Origin of the sequence: Lentzea sp. NPDC004782 (assembly GCF_040609115.1) — a bacterium.
Lineage (GTDB): Bacteria > Actinomycetota > Actinomycetes > Mycobacteriales > Pseudonocardiaceae > Lentzea.
Map to the genome: position 1 here is coordinate 109,003 of NZ_JBEXJN010000001.1, position 18,514 is coordinate 127,516.

General features: G+C 68.1%; 10 protein-coding genes. 3 read left to right on the forward strand and 7 right to left on the reverse strand.

Annotated features, from left to right (window positions below; genetic code table 11):
* Positions 1–33 precede the first annotated feature (33 nt).
* The 7 genes from ugpC to ABZV40_RS00565 all read right to left on the reverse strand — a co-directional run bounded on the left by ugpC (position 34) and on the right by ABZV40_RS00565 (position 14,201).
* Positions 34–1,128: a sn-glycerol-3-phosphate ABC transporter ATP-binding protein UgpC gene (ugpC, locus tag ABZV40_RS00535; RefSeq protein WP_355433715.1), complete on the reverse strand. Its 1,095-nt coding sequence runs from the start codon at positions 1,126–1,128 to the stop codon at positions 34–36.
* Between the two features lie 132 nt (positions 1,129–1,260).
* A complete protein-coding gene (locus ABZV40_RS00540; RefSeq protein WP_355433717.1) occupies positions 1,261–3,552 on the reverse strand; it encodes an amino acid adenylation domain-containing protein in 2,292 nt (763 codons plus the stop codon).
* Positions 3,549–9,566 (reverse strand): AMP-binding protein, encoded by a 6,018-nt coding sequence (locus tag ABZV40_RS00545; RefSeq protein ID WP_355433719.1) that lies wholly within the window; start codon positions 9,564–9,566, stop codon positions 3,549–3,551. Before ABZV40_RS00545 ends, ABZV40_RS00540 begins: the two co-directional genes overlap by 4 nt.
* Positions 9,567–9,578: 12 nt before the next feature.
* On the reverse strand, positions 9,579–9,851 hold the full coding sequence (locus ABZV40_RS00550; protein ID WP_355433721.1) for a hypothetical protein: 273 nt from the start codon (positions 9,849–9,851) through the stop codon (positions 9,579–9,581).
* Positions 9,848–11,797: a KedN5 family methylcobalamin-dependent radical SAM C-methyltransferase gene (locus ABZV40_RS00555; RefSeq protein WP_355433723.1), complete on the reverse strand. Its 1,950-nt coding sequence runs from the start codon at positions 11,795–11,797 to the stop codon at positions 9,848–9,850. Before ABZV40_RS00555 ends, ABZV40_RS00550 begins: the two co-directional genes overlap by 4 nt.
* Before the next feature lie 86 nt (positions 11,798–11,883).
* Positions 11,884–12,894, reverse strand: a complete 1,011-nt coding sequence (locus tag ABZV40_RS00560; protein WP_355433725.1) for a ferritin-like domain-containing protein — start codon at positions 12,892–12,894, stop codon at positions 11,884–11,886.
* A gap of 20 nt (positions 12,895–12,914) precedes the next feature.
* The gene (locus ABZV40_RS00565; RefSeq protein ID WP_355433727.1) at positions 12,915–14,201 is read right to left on the reverse strand and encodes a condensation domain-containing protein; all 1,287 of its coding nucleotides are present in this window, start codon (positions 14,199–14,201) and stop codon (positions 12,915–12,917) included.
* Between the two features lie 277 nt (positions 14,202–14,478).
* Here ABZV40_RS00565 and ABZV40_RS00570 point away from each other — a divergent pair, with 277 nt between their 5' ends.
* The 3 genes from ABZV40_RS00570 (at position 14,479) to ABZV40_RS00580 (ending at position 18,452) form a co-directional block, all read left to right on the forward strand.
* Positions 14,479–15,753, forward strand: coding sequence for a cytochrome P450 (locus ABZV40_RS00570; RefSeq protein ID WP_355433729.1), 1,275 nt, complete (start codon positions 14,479–14,481; stop codon positions 15,751–15,753).
* A 33-nt stretch (positions 15,754–15,786) separates the two neighbouring features.
* Positions 15,787–17,199: a gamma-aminobutyraldehyde dehydrogenase gene (locus ABZV40_RS00575; RefSeq protein WP_355434099.1), complete on the forward strand. Its 1,413-nt coding sequence runs from the start codon at positions 15,787–15,789 to the stop codon at positions 17,197–17,199.
* Positions 17,200–17,384: 185 nt separating this feature from the next.
* Positions 17,385–18,452 (forward strand): ParB N-terminal domain-containing protein, encoded by a 1,068-nt coding sequence (locus ABZV40_RS00580; RefSeq protein ID WP_355434102.1) that lies wholly within the window; start codon positions 17,385–17,387, stop codon positions 18,450–18,452.
* The last annotated feature ends 62 nt before the right edge of the window (positions 18,453–18,514 follow it).

Here is an 18,514-nt window from a genome sequence, read left to right on the forward strand (position 1 = left end):
CCGGCGGTCACGCCGGGGGCTTTCAGGTGTGACTCACGCCTCCAGGCGCTCGCCCGACTCGGGGTGGAACAGGTGAATCTCGGTGTGGTCGCGGACGGCGACCTTGACCTGCTGGCCCAGGGTCGGCGGCGTGCGGCCGTCGACGCGGACCACGAAGCGCTGCGTCGAGTCACCGATCTTCACGGCACCGTGCACGAGCGCGTCGGCACCGAGCTCCTCGACCAGCTCGACCGTCATCTCCATGCCCTCTTCACCCGACGGCACGATGCCGAGCGCCTCCGGCCGGATGCCGAAGGTGACCTCGTCCAGCCCACCGGCGGCGTCCAGCGCGGCACGGGACAGCGGCACGATGATGCCGTCGAGCTTCGCGCCCTCGGACGTGATCGGCACGGTCTTGAGGTTCATGGCCGGCGAACCGATGAACCCGGCGACGAACGCGTTGGCCGGGCGGTCGTACAGCGCGCGAGGCGTGTCGCACTGCTGCAGCAGACCGTCCTTGAGCACCGCCACGCGGTGACCCATCGTCATGGCCTCGACCTGGTCGTGCGTGACGTAGATCGTCGTGGTGCCGAGCCGCTGCTGCAGCGCCGCGATGTTCGCACGGGTCTCGACGCGCAGCTTCGCGTCCAGGTTGGACAGCGGCTCGTCCATGAGGAACACGCTCGGCTCACGCACGATGGCGCGCCCCATCGCGACACGTTGCCGCTGACCACCGGACAGCGCCTTCGGCTTGCGGTCCAGGTACTTGGTCAGGTCGAGCATCTTGGCGGCCTCGTCGACCTTGGCCTTGATCTCGGTCTTGTTGACACCGCGCAGCTTGAGCGCGAAGCCCATGTTCTCCGCGACCGTCATGTGCGGGTAGAGCGCGTACGACTGGAACACCATGGCGATGTCGCGGCCCTTGGGCGGCACGTTCGTGACGTCCTTGCCACCGATGTGGATGGCGCCCTCGTCGACGTCCTCGAGGCCCGCGAGCATGCGCAGCGCGGTCGACTTGCCGGAACCGGACGGGCCGACCAGCACTAGGAACTCGCCGTCGCTCACCTCGAGAGAGAGCTCGTCGACGGCACGGACCGGCGGGTTGCCGGGGAAGACCCGTGACGCCTTGATGTAGGACACCTCAGCCATGTGACGCACCTTTCACCCTATGTCTGGGCGCGACGTTAGGCATTGCAAGCGCTTACGGGAACAGACGTAAGCGCTTACGTTTCCAGTGAGGCCAACGTAAGCGCTTACGTCCAGGACACCTGCCCTGAGGGGTCACAAGGTGCGCAGCAGCTCGTCTCGATCTACCTTGCCGGTGGTGCGCAACGGGAATGAGGCAACTTCCACGATCCGTGAAGGGATCATGTGCGCGGGCAGGATGGCGCGCAGGTGCGCCCGGACGTCGTCCGGGCCGTCCGCAGTCGGCACGTAGAAACCCACGAGCTCCTTGCCGGTGCTGGTGTCCCGGGCCAGCGCGATCCCGGCGAGCACGCCGGGGCACTGCGAAAGAGCGCTCTGCACCTCGCCCAGCTCGATGCGGTGCCCGCGGATCTTCACCTGGTCGTCTTGCCTGCCGAGGAACTCCATGTTGCCGTCGGGCAACCACCGGGCGCGGTCACCTGTGCGGTACATGCGCTCGGTGGGCACCCACGGGTCGGGCAGAAACTTCGCCGCGGTGATCTCGGGCGCGCCGTGGTAGCCGACGGCCACGCACTCGCCTGCGATGTAGAGGTCACCTGGTGTGCCGACGGCACACGGCGAACATTTGTCGTCGAGCACGTAGTAGCGCGCGTTCTGCATCGGCTTGCCGTACGGGATGCTCGGCCACGCCGGATCGACGACATTCACCGGGTAGTGGTTGGACCACACCGTGCACTCGGTCGCGCCACCGAGAGCGACCACCCGTGTGCGGGGGAAGGCCTCGCGCAGCTTGTCCGGCAGCGCCACCGGGATCCAGTCGCCGCTCAGCAGGGCGAGCCGCAGACTGGTGCGGCCGTTGGGCTCCCTGTTGTCCACGAATGGCATCACCATCGCGAGTGCGGCCGGCGCCGAGTCCCAGAGGGTGACCGGTTCGTTCTCCAGGATGTCGATCAGCACGTCCGGCTCCGCGATCTCGGCCTCGGTCGCAACACGGATGGCGCCGCCGGCGGCCAGCACGCCGAAGATGTCGTAAACCGAGAGGTCGAAGCAGAACGAGGTGACGAACAGGAGACGGTCGAACGGGCCGACCTCGTAGGTGCGGTTGACCCAGTCGACGAGGTTGACGACCGAGCGGTGCCCGACCAGCACGCCCTTCGGTGTTCCAGTGGACCCGGAGGTGAAGATGGCGTACGCGATGTCCTCCGGCGCAACCTCCACCTGCGGCGGAGCGGCCTCACGCACAGCCACGTCCGCTCCTGTCCACACGCGACCCTCCCAGGTCGACTTCGACGTTCCGGTGCGGATCAGCACGTCGTACCGTTGCCGCAGCTCACCCGCGAAGCCGTCCGGGACGCGGCGACGAACCCCGACCTCGGAGATGCCGTCGACCAGCTCCGGCAGGCGTTCGATCAACGCGGGCGGCACGCGCACGCCCGCGTGGTTCTCCAGGGCTGGATCGATGACATCGGCCAGCACGATCGCCCCACCCGGCCGCAACACCGGTACCAGCGACCTCAACACCTCCAGCAGGTAGGCGAGATCCGGGAGAAACTGCACGGTGCTGGCCATCAGCACCAGGTCGAACGACCCGGTGGCCTTGAACGCGATCTCGTGACCGTAACCGACGAGACCTTCCACCTCGACGCCGCGTCGTGCGCCTTCCTCCACCGACCGCGCGACCGCGACGGGAGACGGGTCCGCGGCGACGTACCTGCTCGTCGACTCGCACAACGCGGCGACGATCTGGCCGGAGCCGCATCCGATCTCCAGCACGGCCGCGCCCTCGCCGGCGGCCTCGAGCGCGAGCGCGGCAACGTGGTCGCGGTAGTGGGTCACGTCGTCGGGCGTGTACTCCCGGTCGGTCCTGCGCAGGTTGAACCCGGCCGCCTCCAGCGGATCCGGCTGACCGGACAGGAAGTCGAAGAACTCCTCGACCAGCTCACGGTCCAGATCCGGCGCCCAGGTCAGCTCCGCGGAGATCTCCGGGCAGATCACGTCCCGCAGCGACGGCAGATCCCAGCGGAACTCCTGCGCCGCCTTGAGGTGGGCGCGGCTGGTCACCAGCAGTCGCACGTCGAGATCACCGAGCAGAGCCACCACCCGCCGCACGGGCCACGCCGGATCGAGCGGGACGTACGCCGCGCCCGCCTTCAGCACGGCGAGCAGCGCCGCGCAGGCGAGAGGACTGCGGTCGCTGTAGAGCCCGACGAACGTTCCCGGCCCCGCGCCGAGATCACTCAACGTCCTGGCAAGCCGGTCGGTGTACGCGTCCAGCTCGGCGTGGGTGGTGATCGAACCGTCCGACGCGATCAGCGCGGGGCGGTCGGGGTGGCGGGCGGCTGCCGCGCGAGTCAGATCCGGAATCGTGAGGTCCCGGGGGAACGGACGAGCCGTGTCGTTCCACGCCGCAGGTGGCAGCTCGGTCATCGGACGTCCGCCTTCCGGGTCGCGATCACGTCGGCGAGGCCGCCCACCGTCGGATGGTCGAAGAACAGCCGCAACGGCAGACGCAGGCCGCTGACCTTGCCGAGCTTCGCCATGATCCGGGCGATCAGCAGCGAGTGGCCGCCGATCGCGAAGAAGTCGTCGGTGTCGGTGAAGTCGTCGTGGCCGAGCACGTCCGCCCAGACCGCGCGCACGCACGTGGCCAGGTCCGGCTCGGGTTCCGGCGTCACGAGTGCGGTCAGGTCGTCGATGATGAGTTCGACGAGCCGGTCGACACCGCGGTCCGGCCCGTGCGCCACCCTGATCAGGAGCTGGCCCGACTCGTTCATCGCACTGATCTCCAACGGGTACGGACGCCGATTGCCCGGTCCGCGGTCCAGTCCGGACGGCAGAGGCACGGTGGCGAAAAGCCCCCCGCGCTTGTCGTCACCGAGTACGTCGCCGAGCCGGCCCAGGTAGTTGAACGAGATCGTCGCCTGAGGCGCGGGAGTCGTTCCCGGTTCGCGGCGGAGCTCTTCGACGACGTTCTTGAGCACCTCCGGCGGTGCCAGCGAATGATCGAACTCGAACTGCAGCGGACGCACGGCGGTGAGCCAGCCGACGGTCCGGCTGAGATCGGCGTCGGCGTCGCGACCGTGGCCCTCGACGTCGACGCCGATGCTGGTGCAGCCGGTCCACAGCGAGACCGCGCGCACCACGGCGGCGAGCACGATCACCTGCGGTCGCGGGCTTTCGCGGTCCGCGGGCGTGGCGAGCAACGCCTCGGTCTCCGCTGTGCCGAGCCGACCCGAGGTGACGCGGGTGTGCCGTTCCTCGAACGAACCGATCGGCGGTCCCGTCCTCGGGCTGCCCGGCGGGGACAGCTCCGTCCACACCGGGAACGGCGTGGCCACCGGCATGAGCCCCAGTTGCTCGCAAGCGCGGCCGAGATCGTCGATCACCACCTGCCACGACACGAAGTCGATCACCAGGTGATGTGCGACCAGCAGCACGGCCTCCGGAGTGAGCACCGCGGCCAGCACCGGGCCGTTGGTGATGTCGAGACTCCGCTGGGCCTTCAGGCACAGATCGTCCGACCAGGTGTCGTGCTCGGTGATCACGACCGCCTGCGCCTGCCGGTCCAGCTCCTGCCGCCACCCGTCCGGGGTGCGGCTGAACCGCAGCCGGAATGCGGCGTGGTGCTCGGCAACCGCCTGGACGGCGGCGCGCAGCGTCGCGCTGTCCACCGGACGGCGCGGGCGCAGCAGTACCGCCAGGTTCCAGTGGTTGACGTCGGCGAAGTCCTGTTCGAAGAACCAGCACTGCATGGGTGTCATCGGCAGGCTCGTGCGATCGGCGTCGCCGGGTACGACCACGGTGTCCGTCAGCACCTCGGCCACCCGAGCGAGCTCGCGCACGGTCGGGTGGGTGAACACCTGCTTCGCGGTCACCCGCAGCCCGGCCTCCGCCGCCAGGGCGACGACCTGCAGGCTCGTGACGGAGTCGCCGCCGAGATCGACCCAGTAGTCGTCGTGCGGGCCGACCTCCGGCACTTCGAACACCTTCCGCCACACGTCGGCGAGAACTGCCTCTGCCGGGCTGAGGTCGTCGTCGGCGACGGTCTCCACCTGCGTGGGCCGAGGGCACGCGTCCCGCCGTGCTTTGCCGTTGCGGCCGAGCGGGAACCGTTCGTGCACCACGAAGTCCGCAGGAACCATGTACTCGGGCACCACCCGCCGCAACGCGTCACGCAGCTCGGCGACCGGTGCCGGCTCGGTCAACGCGACGTGCGCGACCAGCCGCTCCTGGTGGGCGACGACCACCGCGTGCGCCACCGCGTGCAGGCGGCTGAGCGCCGCCTCGACCTGACCGAGGTCGACGCGGTAGCCGCGGATCGTCGTGCGCTCGCCGAGCACCAGCACGTCGCCGTTGTCGAGGTACCGGCCGAGGTCGCCTGTCGGCTGCGGTCGCGGGAGCTCGGGCGTCATCACGTGGATCTCGCCGGTCACGCCGGCCGGACACAGCCTGCCGACCGCGTCGAGCACCAGGCGTTCGACACCCGCGACCGGCCTTCCTGCCGGTACCAGCAAACCCACGTCGAGCGGAACATCGCCGGCGGACACGGTGAACAGCTCAGCGGTGCTGTACTCGTGCACGACCCGGCCGCAGCCGGTGCGGCCCCGCCACTCGCGCACCAGATGCGACGGCAGCACCTCACCTCCGACGACCAGCACTCCGATGTCGGCCGTCGGACCGACGTGCGGCAACACGAGTGCGAGCTCAGTCGGGGTGAGCATGACGACGTCGTAGCGGCGGCCCGCACCGAGCAGCGCGGCCAGGTCTTCGGGCTCCGCTCCGGCGGGGGTCAGCACGGCCGTGCCTCCCGCCGCCACGACAGCCAGCACCCGCAGCAGCGCTTGGTCGGCGGACAGTGCTCCGTGGACCAGCACGTCGCCGCAGTCACCGAACCGTTCGCCGAAAGCGGAGACGTGCGCCGAAAGCGCACGGTGGCCGTGAACGACCACGCGACCCAGGCCGGTGCGGACCACGATCGCCTGCGCGTCCAGCCGGCCGCCGGGGTTCTCGCGTTCCCCGGATGCGTCCGTGAAGACGACCGGAACCGCTGTGCCGGCAAGTCGTTCGCGTGCCGAAGGCGTGGCGACTACCAGCTGGATGTCAGCGGGGAGCTCGGCGTTCCAGTCGAGCGGCTCGGCGACCGCACCGGCCCGCAGCAAGGCGAGCCCGGCGACGGCAAGCTCAGGTGAGTGCTCCGCGAGGATCGCCACCCGTGAACCGGGAGCAGCGTGGACGGCGCTTGCCAGGCGGTCGGCGTTCTCGTGTAGCTCGCGGTAGGTCAATCGGCCCGACGGGCTGTCGACCGCGATGGCATCCGGCTGTACCGCAGCCCGCTGCGCAATGACCTCGTCCACCGTCCGCGTGACCTCTTGAGCGGCAGACCCGCGTGAGGCGGCCAGCAGGTGGTCTCGTTCAGCCGGGTCCTCCAGCGTCCGAACCGGATCGGCCGATGCTTCGCAGGCCGCGAGCAGCAACCGTTCGAACGCATCCCCCATCCGCTGCACACTCCGCTCGCTCAACAGCGCGGTGTTGTACTCCCACGCGATCGCGATGGCGTCACCGGATTCGTACACCGCACCGGAGTAGTCGTACGACACTCCGCGCTGACGAAGAGCAACGGACTCGAGCTCCAGTGCGCCGAGGCGCATGCGCCGGCCTGGGCCGGAGCTGAGCAACCTGCCCACCGGCGCCAGGTCGTCGTCGTGCGCCTTGTTCTGGCCGAACGCCACCTCCACCAGCGGAGCCCGGCTGCGGTCGCGGACGACGTCGAGGTGCTTGACCAGCACCTCGATCGGCAACAGCTGGTGTTCGATTCCGTCCAGCAGCGCACGGCGGACGCGCTCGACGAGATCGTCGAACGACTCGTCGGCGTCGATGGGCACGCGGGAGACGATCGGGTTCGTGAAGTAGCCGTGCACGTCGCGGAACTCGTCGTGCTGACGGCTCGTGGTGATCACAGCAACCGGGACGTCGTGCTCCCCTGTCCACGACTGTAGCAACAGGTGGAACGCGGCGAGCAGCACTGTGTACGGGGTCGTGCCCCGCGAGCGGGCGAGGTCGCGCAGTGCGGTCACCGACTTCGGGGTGAGGTCCTGAAAGAGCGTTGCCCGTTCCCGGTGCTGTACGGCGGGCCGGAGGTCGGCGACAGGAAGTTCCGGTGCGGGCGGGAGGTCGCGCAGGCGCTCGCGCCAGAACGCGAGATCCCGGGCACCCACCGGACCGTCCACCACCTCGCCGAGCCAGCGCACGTAGTCGGCGTAGGTGTGGGCGGGCGATGGCCGGTACAGCTCGGCGCCTGAGGACTCGGCGGTGTAGTGCGCGCTGAGATCGCTCAGCATCGCGACGAACGTCCAGTAATCCGTGGCGAGGTGGTGCACGCTCACCAACAGCACGGGACCGCGCTCGGGCCCAGTGAACAGCCGCACCCGCAGCGGTGTCTGCGTCTCCAGGTCGAAGGGCCGAAACGCCTCTTCGGTCAACGACAGATCGTCCCAGTCGGAGTCCACCTCGACGACGGCGAAGTCGACGGCGGACTGCTCCAGCACGCGTTGCCGCGGCACACCGCCGCGCATCCTGACGTTGGTGCGCAGCATCGGGTGCCGGTCGACGAGGGCCTGGAACGACCGGCGCAGCGCGTCGACGTCGACGTCGGACAGCAGCCGTGCGGCGAAGTTCTGGTTGTAACGAGCATCGGTGCGCGCGAGCTGGTCGTCGTGCCACAGCGAGAGCTGGTTGTGGGACAGCGGGAAGTCGTCAGTCGGCTCCCCGACGGGAACCGGCGGCAGCAGGCCGGTGTCGTCGGTGCCGTCGCCCTCCTGCACGAGCGAGGTGATCGTCGCGCCACCGAGCAGCCTCGGCAGGCCAACGGAACGACCGAGATCACGCTGAATCGCCATGCGCACCCGCAGTGCGCCCAGCGAGTCCAACCCGAGCGTCCTCAGTGGAGTGTCCGGATCGACCTTCCCCGGCGTGAGTCCGACGACTTCGGCGACCGTCGCCACGAGGTGGTCGACGACGACCTCGTGAGGTTGCCCGGTCAGAGAGCGCTCCCGTTGCAGCCCGCCGAGCACCGCGGCCAGCTCGGCTCGACGCACTTTACCCAGCGCGGAACGGGGAATCTCGGTCACGAAGTCGAACCGCTGCGGCATCTTGTGCGCCGTGAGGTGCTCCCGGCAGTGGTCGCGCAAAGTGGCCGCGGTGACCTCGGCACGCGGGATCACCGCAGCTGCCAGCAGTTCACCCCCACCGGGCAGTGGCAGACCGACCACCGCGGCCGCGGCGACCGCGGGGTGCTGTTCCAACACGTCCTCGACCTCCACCGGGTTGACCTTGTGGCCGCCGGTGTCGATCAGGATCCGGATGCGCCCGACCACGTGGAGCCTGCCGTCCGCACCGATACGACCGAGATCGCCGGTGCGGTACCGCTTGTGTTCGGTGATCACCGCGCCACCGCTCACCACGATCTCGCCGACCGCACCTCGCGGCACGGCGCCGCCGTCCTCGTCGAGGATCTCGACGGTCACGCCGTTCAGCGGCCTGCCGACCGACTCGGGCACGAACTCGCCGGGGTCGCAGTCCCACGAGACGCTGCCGGCCTCGGTACTGCCGTAGGTCTGCCGGATCGGCACGCCGAACCGCGCCTCGAAGCGTTCCCGCACTGCGGGGGACAGGAAGTTGCTGCCGGAGAGGCAGAGCCGCAACGACGACAGGTCCGCCACATGTTCGAGGTCGGAGAGCGACTCGAACAGGTACGGCACTGCGGGGAAGATGGTGACCTGGTGGCGGGCGAACAGGTCGACGAGATCGTCTCCTGCATCCTGGTCGACGAGCACGAGCGTGGCGCCCGTGCGCATCGCGACGAGCATGCAGCAGCCCTGCCCGAACGTGTGGAACAGCGGCAACGCGCACAACACGACGTCTTCGCGACCGATCGCCGCGGTCTCCGCGATGTTGGTCGCTTCGGCGAACTGATTGGCTTGAGTGCGCACCACGCGCTTCGGCTCGCCGGTCGAGCCAGACGAGAGCGCGACCACCCACGGCCCGTTGCCCGGCTCTTCGATGGTGAACTCGGCCTCGGCGTCGCCGACCTCGACAACGGCTGCCGACTCGAACAACGACCGCAGCCGGGCGATCCGGTTCGGCGTGGTGACCACAATGGACGGCTTGTGACCGATCAGCTCGTGATCGGTGCTGTCCGGATCGACCGCTTGGACGGTCGCGCCGACCCCCGCCGTCGCGAAGTACGCCACCACGAACTCCGGCAGGTTCGGCAGGACGATGAGCACGTGGTCGCCGCGTTGCGCGCCGAGGTCGCGCAACCGGTCCCGAAAACCAGCCACCCGGCGACCGAGCTCGCCGTACGTCATGCGACGCCGGCCGCAGACGACGGCCGTGTCCTGCGGGCCTGCGGCGACTGTGTCGTGAAGCATCCTGTCGATCACTGGTGCCGCTCCCTAATCGGTGTTGGTCGTGTGCTGGCGCAGCTGGTTGATCACGTAGTCCTCGATATCGCTCGCGCGCCGGATTCGGCTCGCCGTCTCCTGGTCGATCGGAGGGAGGTCGTACTCGTCCTCCAGCGCGAAGGCGAGCTCCAGCATGGACAGCGAGTAGTAGCCGAGCGTCTCCACCAGCAACGGGTCGGGATCGCTGTCGTCGGCCGGTTGCTCGGGTGCCATCTCCAGGATCAGCGCGCGGATGCGGTGGCGTACAACGTCTTCGTCCGTCATGTGAGCTCCTGGATCGCGAGGCAGCGGGCGGAGTAGTAGGTCGCCAGTTCGTGGTTGTCGAGGTACTCCTCGAACCCGACGCGGTGGGCGAGTGTCAGCTCAACAGGCGCGGGTTCGGTGTCGACGGGCTCGCCGGCGCGGATGGCCTCGAGCACCCGCGGCATCGCGTAGTCGAACCGGATCGCGCTGCGCACGTAGTGCGGCAGGCTGTCGATCGTCCGCACCTCGGCGTTCTCCGCACCGATGCCCGCATAGACGGGGCGGGTGACGTTGTCGTACCGGAAGACCTCGTCGAGCAGGTGCCGGTACTGCTCCGGCACCTTCGGGATGATCGCCTCATCCCACCACCGTTGGAAGACCTGCTCGAACCGAGGCTCGGCGTACAACTTGTGCAGCGACTCGACCACCAGGCCGGAGTCGGTGAACTCGCGCCGGTCCCCCATCAGTTCGGCGATCGCGGGATCGGACGAGTCGTCCTGGAACCAGTCCGAGAGGCTCAGCAGGACGGTGCTCTGGGTGAGACCGGCAAGCTCGCGCAGCGGCGCCCAGATGTGCCGGAAGTACATGTTCTCGCTCATCATCCGAGCCCAGAACATGAACCGCTGCATCATCACGTTCTCCGCGACCGTGACGGTGCGGTTGGCGAGCACGTACTCGAAGTCGTCGCTGTCGCCCCTCACAGTCAGGAACCCGTGTTCCTCGCGGTTCTCGACGTAGCTGGTGTTGGGCAGCAGCAGCAACGGGTAGACCGCGATGCGCGAAACGTGCTTGGAGAGCCGGTCGTAGCCGGTCAGGAAGGACTCGACGGTCTCGCCGGGCGCGCCCCAGATCAGTTCGGCGTAGGCGTCAAGCCCCTCCGCCGCGAGCCAGGCCGCCAGGTCCTCCCACTCGTTCAACCGCATGTTGCGCCTGCCCATGTCGCGCAACGCCGTGTCGTCCAGCGTCTGCAAAGCGACTGTGAAGGAGCTCTGGAACCCCTGTTCCTTCATCCTGCGGACGATGTTGTGGAACGTCTTCGACTTGTTCTTCGCCCACGACGTTTCCAGCGACTGCGGGAAGCCGTACTTCTCCCGGGTCTTCACCAGGTCCTCGACGAACTCCGCGTCCGACTGCCGCATGCCGAAGTTCGAGTCGCACAGCACGACCGTCGGAATCTGGTGATAGCCGAACATGTCGAGTTCCGCACGCAGCCGTTCCCGAGAGAAATCACGCATCTTCTGACCGACTGCGCCACCCCAGTAGCAGAACGAGCACTTGTACGGGCAACCCCGGTTGGTTTCCATCAACGCCACGTCGTACGGGAACTGGCCGCGATGGTCGAGCAACGGGATCGCGCCGGTCAGAAACGGCGACGGAATGGTGTCGAGGTTCTCGATCTTGGGCGCTTCCGCGGTGGTGTGAACGGTGCCTTCCTCGTCGCGGTACGAGATGCCGGGCACGCCGGCCAGGTCGCACACGGACCCGTCTTCCAGGAACGCGAGCAGCAGGTCGCGGAAGGTGTACTCACCTTCACCGTTGGCGACCACGTCGACCTGCGGAAACTTGCGGAAGACCCGTTCTGCCTGATGGGCGACGTGCGTGCCGCCGAAGACGACCCAGCCGTCCGGGCGGACCGACCTGTAGGTCTCGGCCAGCGCGCCGAACTGGTTGAAGTTCCACCCGAACACCGAGAACGCGAGCACATCGGGCGGGTTGTCGGAGAAAATCGCCCTGGCCATCGCGCCGAGCGACTCGCCGCCGCGGAAGTTCTGGATTTCGACGGTGAACTCGGGGCCAACCACAGGATCAGCCGCGACCGCTGCTTTCAAATATCCGGCCGCCAGCGGCATCGATTCTTTCGGCATATCCCAGGCGCCCTGCTGCACAATAAGTGCTCGGCCCCGCTTTGCTCGCGAACGCGGACGTGGCCACGGAAGTGCGGATCGGCTCACGGTATTGCCCCCCATATTGCGAATGTTCGCACGGTGAATGCGCGACGTAAAGTGCGTGAACTCGGTCGTTCAACTGGGTTCCGGCGTCCAACCGCGGAAAGTCAGCGGTTGGACACTCCCGTCTCTTCGAGAACCCGGCGGACGGTGCGGACGGCGGCGCGGTCGAGCAGATCCATGCGAGTCAGTCCGTCGACCACCCTCGGGGTCAGCAGGCCGATGTGCGCCAGCATCGGCACCAACCTGGAGAACAGCGTCCTGCGGAATGCCGACAGCCCGGGATCGACGGCGGCGAACGCGGTGCCGTCGCTCACCGGAACGCCGAAGCGCTCCCACACCTCCGCCATCAGAAAACGCGTCCGCATCAGCGAGACCGCCTCCAGCACGAACTCCTCACGACTCGCCAGCTCGGCTGAGGTGAGCTCCCGCAGCGCTTCGTTGAGCAGCAGTACGCCGAACGACACGTGCCGCGCCTCGTCCTGGGCGATCTTCGCGACGATCCGCTTCACCAGGTCGTCGTGGAACGTCGAGCCGGCCATCCGGAATCCGGCGAGTGCGATCGGCTCGACCAGCGACTGGATGGCGATTGCGGTGATGTCCCACGAAGAGGCGCTCAACGCGTCGGTGAAGAGCGCTTTCAGCGCGGGCGAGAGCGGGTACGGCTCCGGGATCTGCAGGTCGACGTAGCGGGCGAACGCCTCTGTGTGCCGCGCTTCGTCGCCGGCCTGGCTGATCGCGTAGTACTTCGCGTCGATGTTCGGCAGCAACTCGGCGAGCCGGGCGCTCGCGACCATCGCGGCCTGCTCGCCGTGCAGGAACTGGCTCACGGTCCAGCCCTGCACCTCCCAGCGGAACTCGTCCCACCCCGCTCTGCCTCGATCGCCCAGCGGGGAGGAGAGGAACGAGCGGCGCGCCAGGTCGGAGCCGTCGGGCAGCGGGCTGCCGTAGGGCAGATCGATCGTCCAGTCGATGTCCGTCGTCGCGTTCCACTGCGCGGCCTTCGCGTTCTCGTACAAAGCGGTCAGCCGCGAGCCTCCGGTCTCGTAGACCCACGTGAGAACCGCGGTGACATCCGCGTCGATGCTCAGCCGTGTCCAGTCGATTTCCCTGCTCATGGCCTCAGTCCTCCCCCAGGTCAGACCGCGAGGTGTTCGGCGACCGGCCGGTCGGGATCCGCACCGACGCCTTGCGCCAGCCGCAGGTAGTCGTCCACCAACTGCCGGATCGAGTCCTCGCTGAACCGGCTCTCGTCGAACCAGACCAGGCCGCCGAGCCGGCCCCCGTCCGGCATCAGTGCGAACTCGAGGTGAAACCGGCTGCCGATGCCGCTCGGCGCGGTCACCTGGGCGACTTCGACCTCGCCGAGCCGCAACCCGTAGCTGGGGCCGGTGGTGACCTGGAACATCACGTTCTCCAGCCCGGCACTGCGCTCCCCTAGCGACTGCGGCACCAGGTGGTACGGCACCTCCTGGTGGTCGAGCGCCTCGAACACCACGTCCCTGCCGGCGTCGAGCACCTGCGTGAACGTCGGCGCGTCTGGCAGCCGCATCCGCATCACCAGCATGTTCGCCAGGAAGCCCACGGTGCCGAGCAGCTCGGGGCGCGAGCGGTTGGCGAACATCGACGCAATGGCGAAGTCGTTGTCCCCGCCGCGCGCCTGCAGCACGGATGCGAACAGAGCGAGGCCAGCGGTGAAGATCGTGGTCCGCTGCGCACGGCACAGCGCATTCAGCGCGGTCGCGACGTCGTCCTCGAACTCGAACGACAGCAGCTTCGGTGTCGGGGTCTCCCCCGGATCGGGGTTCGCGATCTTCTCCAGCCAGGCGGGAGGACAGGCGCCCGCGAGCTGTTCCCGCCAGAACTTCTGGTGCGAGGCGAGCTCGCCGCCGTCGAACCTGGCGCGCTGCCACTCGCTGAAATCGACCGGCTGCCACGACTTGCGCGGCACCTGCTCAGCGTCCTGCCGGTACAGCGCCCCGAGCTCCTCCGACAGCACGCCGCCCGACCAGCCGTCCGTCGAGAGATGGTGAATGTTGATCATCAGCACGTGGTCGCGCGGTGCCAGCTCGAAGAGCACCATCCTCAGCGGACTGACCGTGAGGTCGAACGGCTTGCCCGCCTCTTCGAGCAGTGCCGCGTCGAGGTGCTCAGGGCCGTGCACCCTGTGCCGCACGAGCCGAACGGGCTCAGGAGCATGCACCTGCTGGACGAGCTTGCGCCCGCCACCGCCGTAGGTCGTCCGCAACGCCTCGTGCCTCACGACGAGCGCGGTCGCGGCGGCTTCCAACCGGTCGGCGTCCAGCTCGCCGCGGAGTCGGTAGAACACCGGCACGTTCAGGTTCGATCCCGTGTCCCGGTAGTGCCCCAGGAACCACAGCAGGCGCTGCCCCAGTGAGGCCGGCGCGGTGCGCAAAACGGTCATGTGGATTTCCTCGAATCATCGAGTCGGCTGATCGGGGCCACCCGAAATCCGGCCCATCCGGGGATCGTGCACAGCTCCGAGCAGCACGTCCAGACGTTTAGCCGCCGTCGTGTTGAACCGACCTGTCAACGCTTTTCAGCGTTGTTCAAGATTGTTCAACATGAGCTTGCACGCCCGGCACCTGCTCGTACAGCATCCGACCACACCCTTTGTGAGAACTGCGAAGCACGAAGCTGCTGAACCAAATACCGGGGGAGTTCGATTCATGGAGGTACAGGTGGAGACAGAAACCCTGTCTGCAGAAAATTTCTCACACAACGAGGAGAGCTACATTCCGGATCCGTTCCCGTTCTACGAGCGGATGCGCGAGGAAAGTCCTGCTTATTTTTCTGAAGGCATCTTCGGCGGCACCTGGCTGTTCTTCCGGTACGAGGACTGCCTGAAGCTGATGACGGACGAACGCCTGTCCAACGCACGCGCGGCGGTTCCGCTGTGGTTCCTGCCGGCGGAGCAGAAGGCCGAGTTCGCCGACATGATCGCGATCTTCGAGCGATGGCTCGCGTTCCACGACGGGCAGAGCCACACCAAGCTGCGCAGGCACGCCAACCGCAGCTATCGGCCGTTCAGCGACGAGGCACTCGAGCCCCGCATCCAGGCTCTGGTCGACCGCCTGCTCGACGACGTCGACCCCGGAGGATTCGACCTGATGCGGGACTTCGCGTTCCCGCTGCCCGCCATGGTCATCGCCGACCTGCTCGGCGTGTCCGTGGACGCGCACCCCGAGCTGACCCGCTGGACCGACGACATCGCGCACCTGTTCGGCTCGACGAGCGTGACGACGGAGCACCTGCACCGCACCAGGCAGAGCACGCTGGAGCTCGCCGAGTTCCTCGCGAAGCCGGAGTCGATCGCCCAGTCGGAGCGCGAGAACGGTCTGTTGCACATGCTGCGCGCGACTCAGGTCAACGGCGCGCCGAACGACGAAGACAACATCGTCGCCCAAGCTGCACTGCTGCTGTTCGCAGGCGTGGCGTCGATCCGCTACCAGATCGGCAACAGCGTCTACGCGCTGGACCGGCTCGCCACGCCCGAGCAGCGCGATCTGCTGATGAAGCCGGAGACCGCGGCCAACGCCGTCGAGGAGCTGCTGCGTTTCTGCACACCGGTGCAGTTCGTCGGCCGGGTGCCCCGCGAGGACTTTGTCTACACGGTCGCCGACGGCCAGCAGATCCAGATCAAGGCGGGGCAGCCGCTGATGCTGTACGTGGCGTCGGCCAACCGCGACCCGCAGAAGTTCCCCGGTGCCGGCGGGCTCGTGCTCGACCGGCCGGCACCGAACCAGCACCTGACCTTCGGCGCGGGACGGCACATCTGCTTCGGTGACCCGCTGGTTCGCCAGACCTTGCGAATCGCCCTGCAGTCGCTGTACCGCCGGATGCCCGGCCTGCACGTGCCTGTGCAGGAGCTGGACTGGAACAACAACCTCGGGTTCCACGGCTTCGTGTCGCTGCACCTCGCCGCCGACCAGCTGGTCGGCGCCCACCAGGCCTGATCCACCGCCACAACAAGGACGGGTGAGATGTCACTGCCCACGCTCAGCAACTTCGTCGACGGCAAGTTCACGGCGACTCCAGAACTTCCGCACAGCGAGGTCGTCGACCCGTGCACCGGAAAGGCCTACCTCCTCGCGCCGGAGTCAGACCCCGAAGCGGTCGACGCGGCGATGCGAGCCGCTGAAACGGCGTTCGACAGCTGGCGCGCGACATCGCCGGCACAACGGCAGGCGGCGCTACTGCGGATCGCGGACGTGTTGGAGGCCCGCACGGACGAGTTCGCCGCCGCGGACAACCGCAACACCGGCAACGACATGACCGGCGACATCTCGGTGGCCATCGACCAGCTGCGGTTCTTCGCGGGGGCGGCGCGGATCCTGGAGGGCAGAGGAGCTGCCGAGTACTCCGAGGACCACACGTCCTACGTGCGGCGGGAGCCGATCGGCGTGTGCGCCCAGCTCGCGCCGTGGAACTACCCGCTGATGATGGCCGTGCTCAAGTCGGCGGCTGCGCTCGCAGCCGGCAACACGGTGGTGCTCAAGCCCGCCGAGACGACGCCGGTCACCGCGCTGATGTACGCCGAGCTCGCGTCGGAGTTCCTGCCGGAAGGCGTGCTCAACGTCGTGTGCGGCGGCGAGGCGACAGGGCGTCTGATGGTCCGCCACCCCGTTCCCTCCCAGGTCTCGATCACCGGGTCGGTCGCGGCCGGGATCGACGTGGCCGACGGTGCATCCGGTGGCCTCAAGCGGGCTCACCTCGAGCTGGGCGGCAAGACTCCGGTCGTGGTGTTCGCCGACGCGGACCTCGTGAAGGCGGCGAACACGGTGATCACCGGCGTGACCGGCAACGCCGGCCAGGACTGCACCGCCGCCACCCGTGTGCTCGTGGCGCAGGAGGCGCACGACGAGTTCATCCGGCTGCTCGTGGAGGAGGCGAAGCGGCGCAGGCCAGGGCCACCGTCCGATCCGGACGCGACCTACGGCGCGTTGAACAGCGCAAAACAGCTCGAACGTGTCAAGGGCTTCGTTGAACGACTGCCCGCGCACGCGACCGTGGTCACCGGTGGTCACCGCGTCGGGGAGACCGGGTACTTCTTCGCGCCGACCGTGGTCACCGGGGTGCGGTCCGACGACGAGATCAGCACCCGCGAGGTGTTCGGACCAGTCGTCACGGTCCAGCCGTTCTCCTCGGAGAACGAGGCCGTGAGCTGCGCGAACAGCGTCGACTACGGGCTCGCGTCCTCGGTGTGGACGACCGATCACGCGCGTGCCATGCGGGTCAGCGCCAAGCTCGACTTCGGCTGTGTGTGGGTGAACACCCACCTGCAGTTCCCATCCGAGATGCCGCACGGCGGCTTCAAGCACTCGGGCTACGGAAAAGACCTGTCCATGTACGGATTCGAGGACTACACCCGCATCAAACACGTTATGCATAGGATCGCTTGATATGTGCGGAACGTGCCAAGGTCAACACATAGCGTTACGATGACCTTGTCAGCCCGCGACGAACGGCCGATCCCGCCGTCGTGGTATCGCCGACAACTGACGAGTCTGCAGTTCGGCCAGGACACTCACGCGCTGGGGGGCGTTGGAAAGTGGTAGTTGGAAAACAGTCGAATGCCGCATTGTCCATGATCGACACGACGTTCGACGGCAACCGCGTGACAACTGTCGGAGCGCAAGCGGTGCAGGTCGGAGCCGTGTCGCCTCCGGCGTCAGGCAGGGGGCGGGTGTCGGACTCGCTCGCCGAGATGGTTCCCATTTGTTCGCTGATGTCAGCGGACACGCCTCGACTGGACGGCCAGCGAGCCGACCACGTGAAGGCGCTCGCCGAGTCGGGGGCGGCGCTGCCGCCGATCGTCGTGCACCGGCCGACCATGCGGGTCGTCGATGGAATGCACAGGTTGCACGCGGCGTTGATGCGCGGGCAGGACATGATCTCCGTCAGGTTCTTCGACGGTGACGAGCGGGATGCGTTCGTGTTCGCTGTGCAGGCGAACATCGCGCACGGCATGCCGCTCACGCCGGGTGACCGTAGAGCGGCCGCCGAGCGCATCGTCACTTCCCATCCAGGGTGGTCGGACCGGGCCGTGGCGGCCGTGGCAGGCCTGTCCGCGAAGCGGGTGGCGGAGATCCGGCAATCCATGGCCGGACAGGCGCCGATGACCACGAGCAGGATCGGCAGGGACGGCCGGGTCAGGCCGATCAACAGCGCGCAGGGCAGGCTCATGGCCAGCGAGCTGATCAAGCGCGACCCGACTGCGTCACTGCGCGAGATCGCCAAGGAGGCCGGCATCTCCCCGGCGACCGTGGCCGACGTTCGTGATCGGCTGAGCCGGGGCGAGGACCCGGTGCCTCCCAAGCAACGCGGCACGGCGGCGAGCGGCGGGGACCGCGAGAACTGCCCGGAGCCGGAGGTCTCGGCACAGGCGACCTTCCGCCCAGGCGACGCGCGGTCGCTCGCGGAGCTGGCGATGACGATGGAGTCGCTCAAGCGGGACCCGTCGCTCAGGTTCAACCAGGCGGGCCGCGTCCTGCTGCGCATCCTGGACACGTGCATCGTCGCGGGCAGGGAGAAGCACCAGATCGTCGGCAACCTCCCGGTGCACCGGGTGTCGTCGATGGTGGAACTCGCGCGTGGCTGCGCCGAGATCCTGCAGGTGTTCGCCGACGACCTGCAGCGCAGGGCCGTCAGCTGAGTCTTTCTTCTGTCGCGGCCGCGTTCAACTGCTGACTCGCCGAGGTTGAACGCGGCCGCGTC

Excerpts from the sequence above, each read along its gene's own strand:
- ugpC (WP_355433715.1), bottom strand. The coding sequence starts at position 1,128 with ATGGCTGAGGTGTCCTACATCAAGGCGTCACGGGTCTTCCCCGGCAAC.
- ABZV40_RS00540 (WP_355433717.1), bottom strand. The coding sequence starts at position 3,552 with ATGACCGAGCTGCCACCTGCGGCGTGGAACGACACGGCTCGTCCGTTC.
- ABZV40_RS00550 (WP_355433721.1), bottom strand. The coding sequence starts at position 9,851 with ATGACGGACGAAGACGTTGTACGCCACCGCATCCGCGCGCTGATCCTG.
- ABZV40_RS00555 (WP_355433723.1), bottom strand. The coding sequence starts at position 11,797 with ATGGGGGGCAATACCGTGAGCCGATCCGCACTTCCGTGGCCACGTCCG.
- ABZV40_RS00560 (WP_355433725.1), bottom strand. The coding sequence starts at position 12,894 with ATGAGCAGGGAAATCGACTGGACACGGCTGAGCATCGACGCGGATGTC.
- ABZV40_RS00565 (WP_355433727.1), bottom strand. The coding sequence starts at position 14,201 with ATGACCGTTTTGCGCACCGCGCCGGCCTCACTGGGGCAGCGCCTGCTG.
- ABZV40_RS00580 (WP_355434102.1), top strand. The coding sequence starts at position 17,385 with ATGATCGACACGACGTTCGACGGCAACCGCGTGACAACTGTCGGAGCG.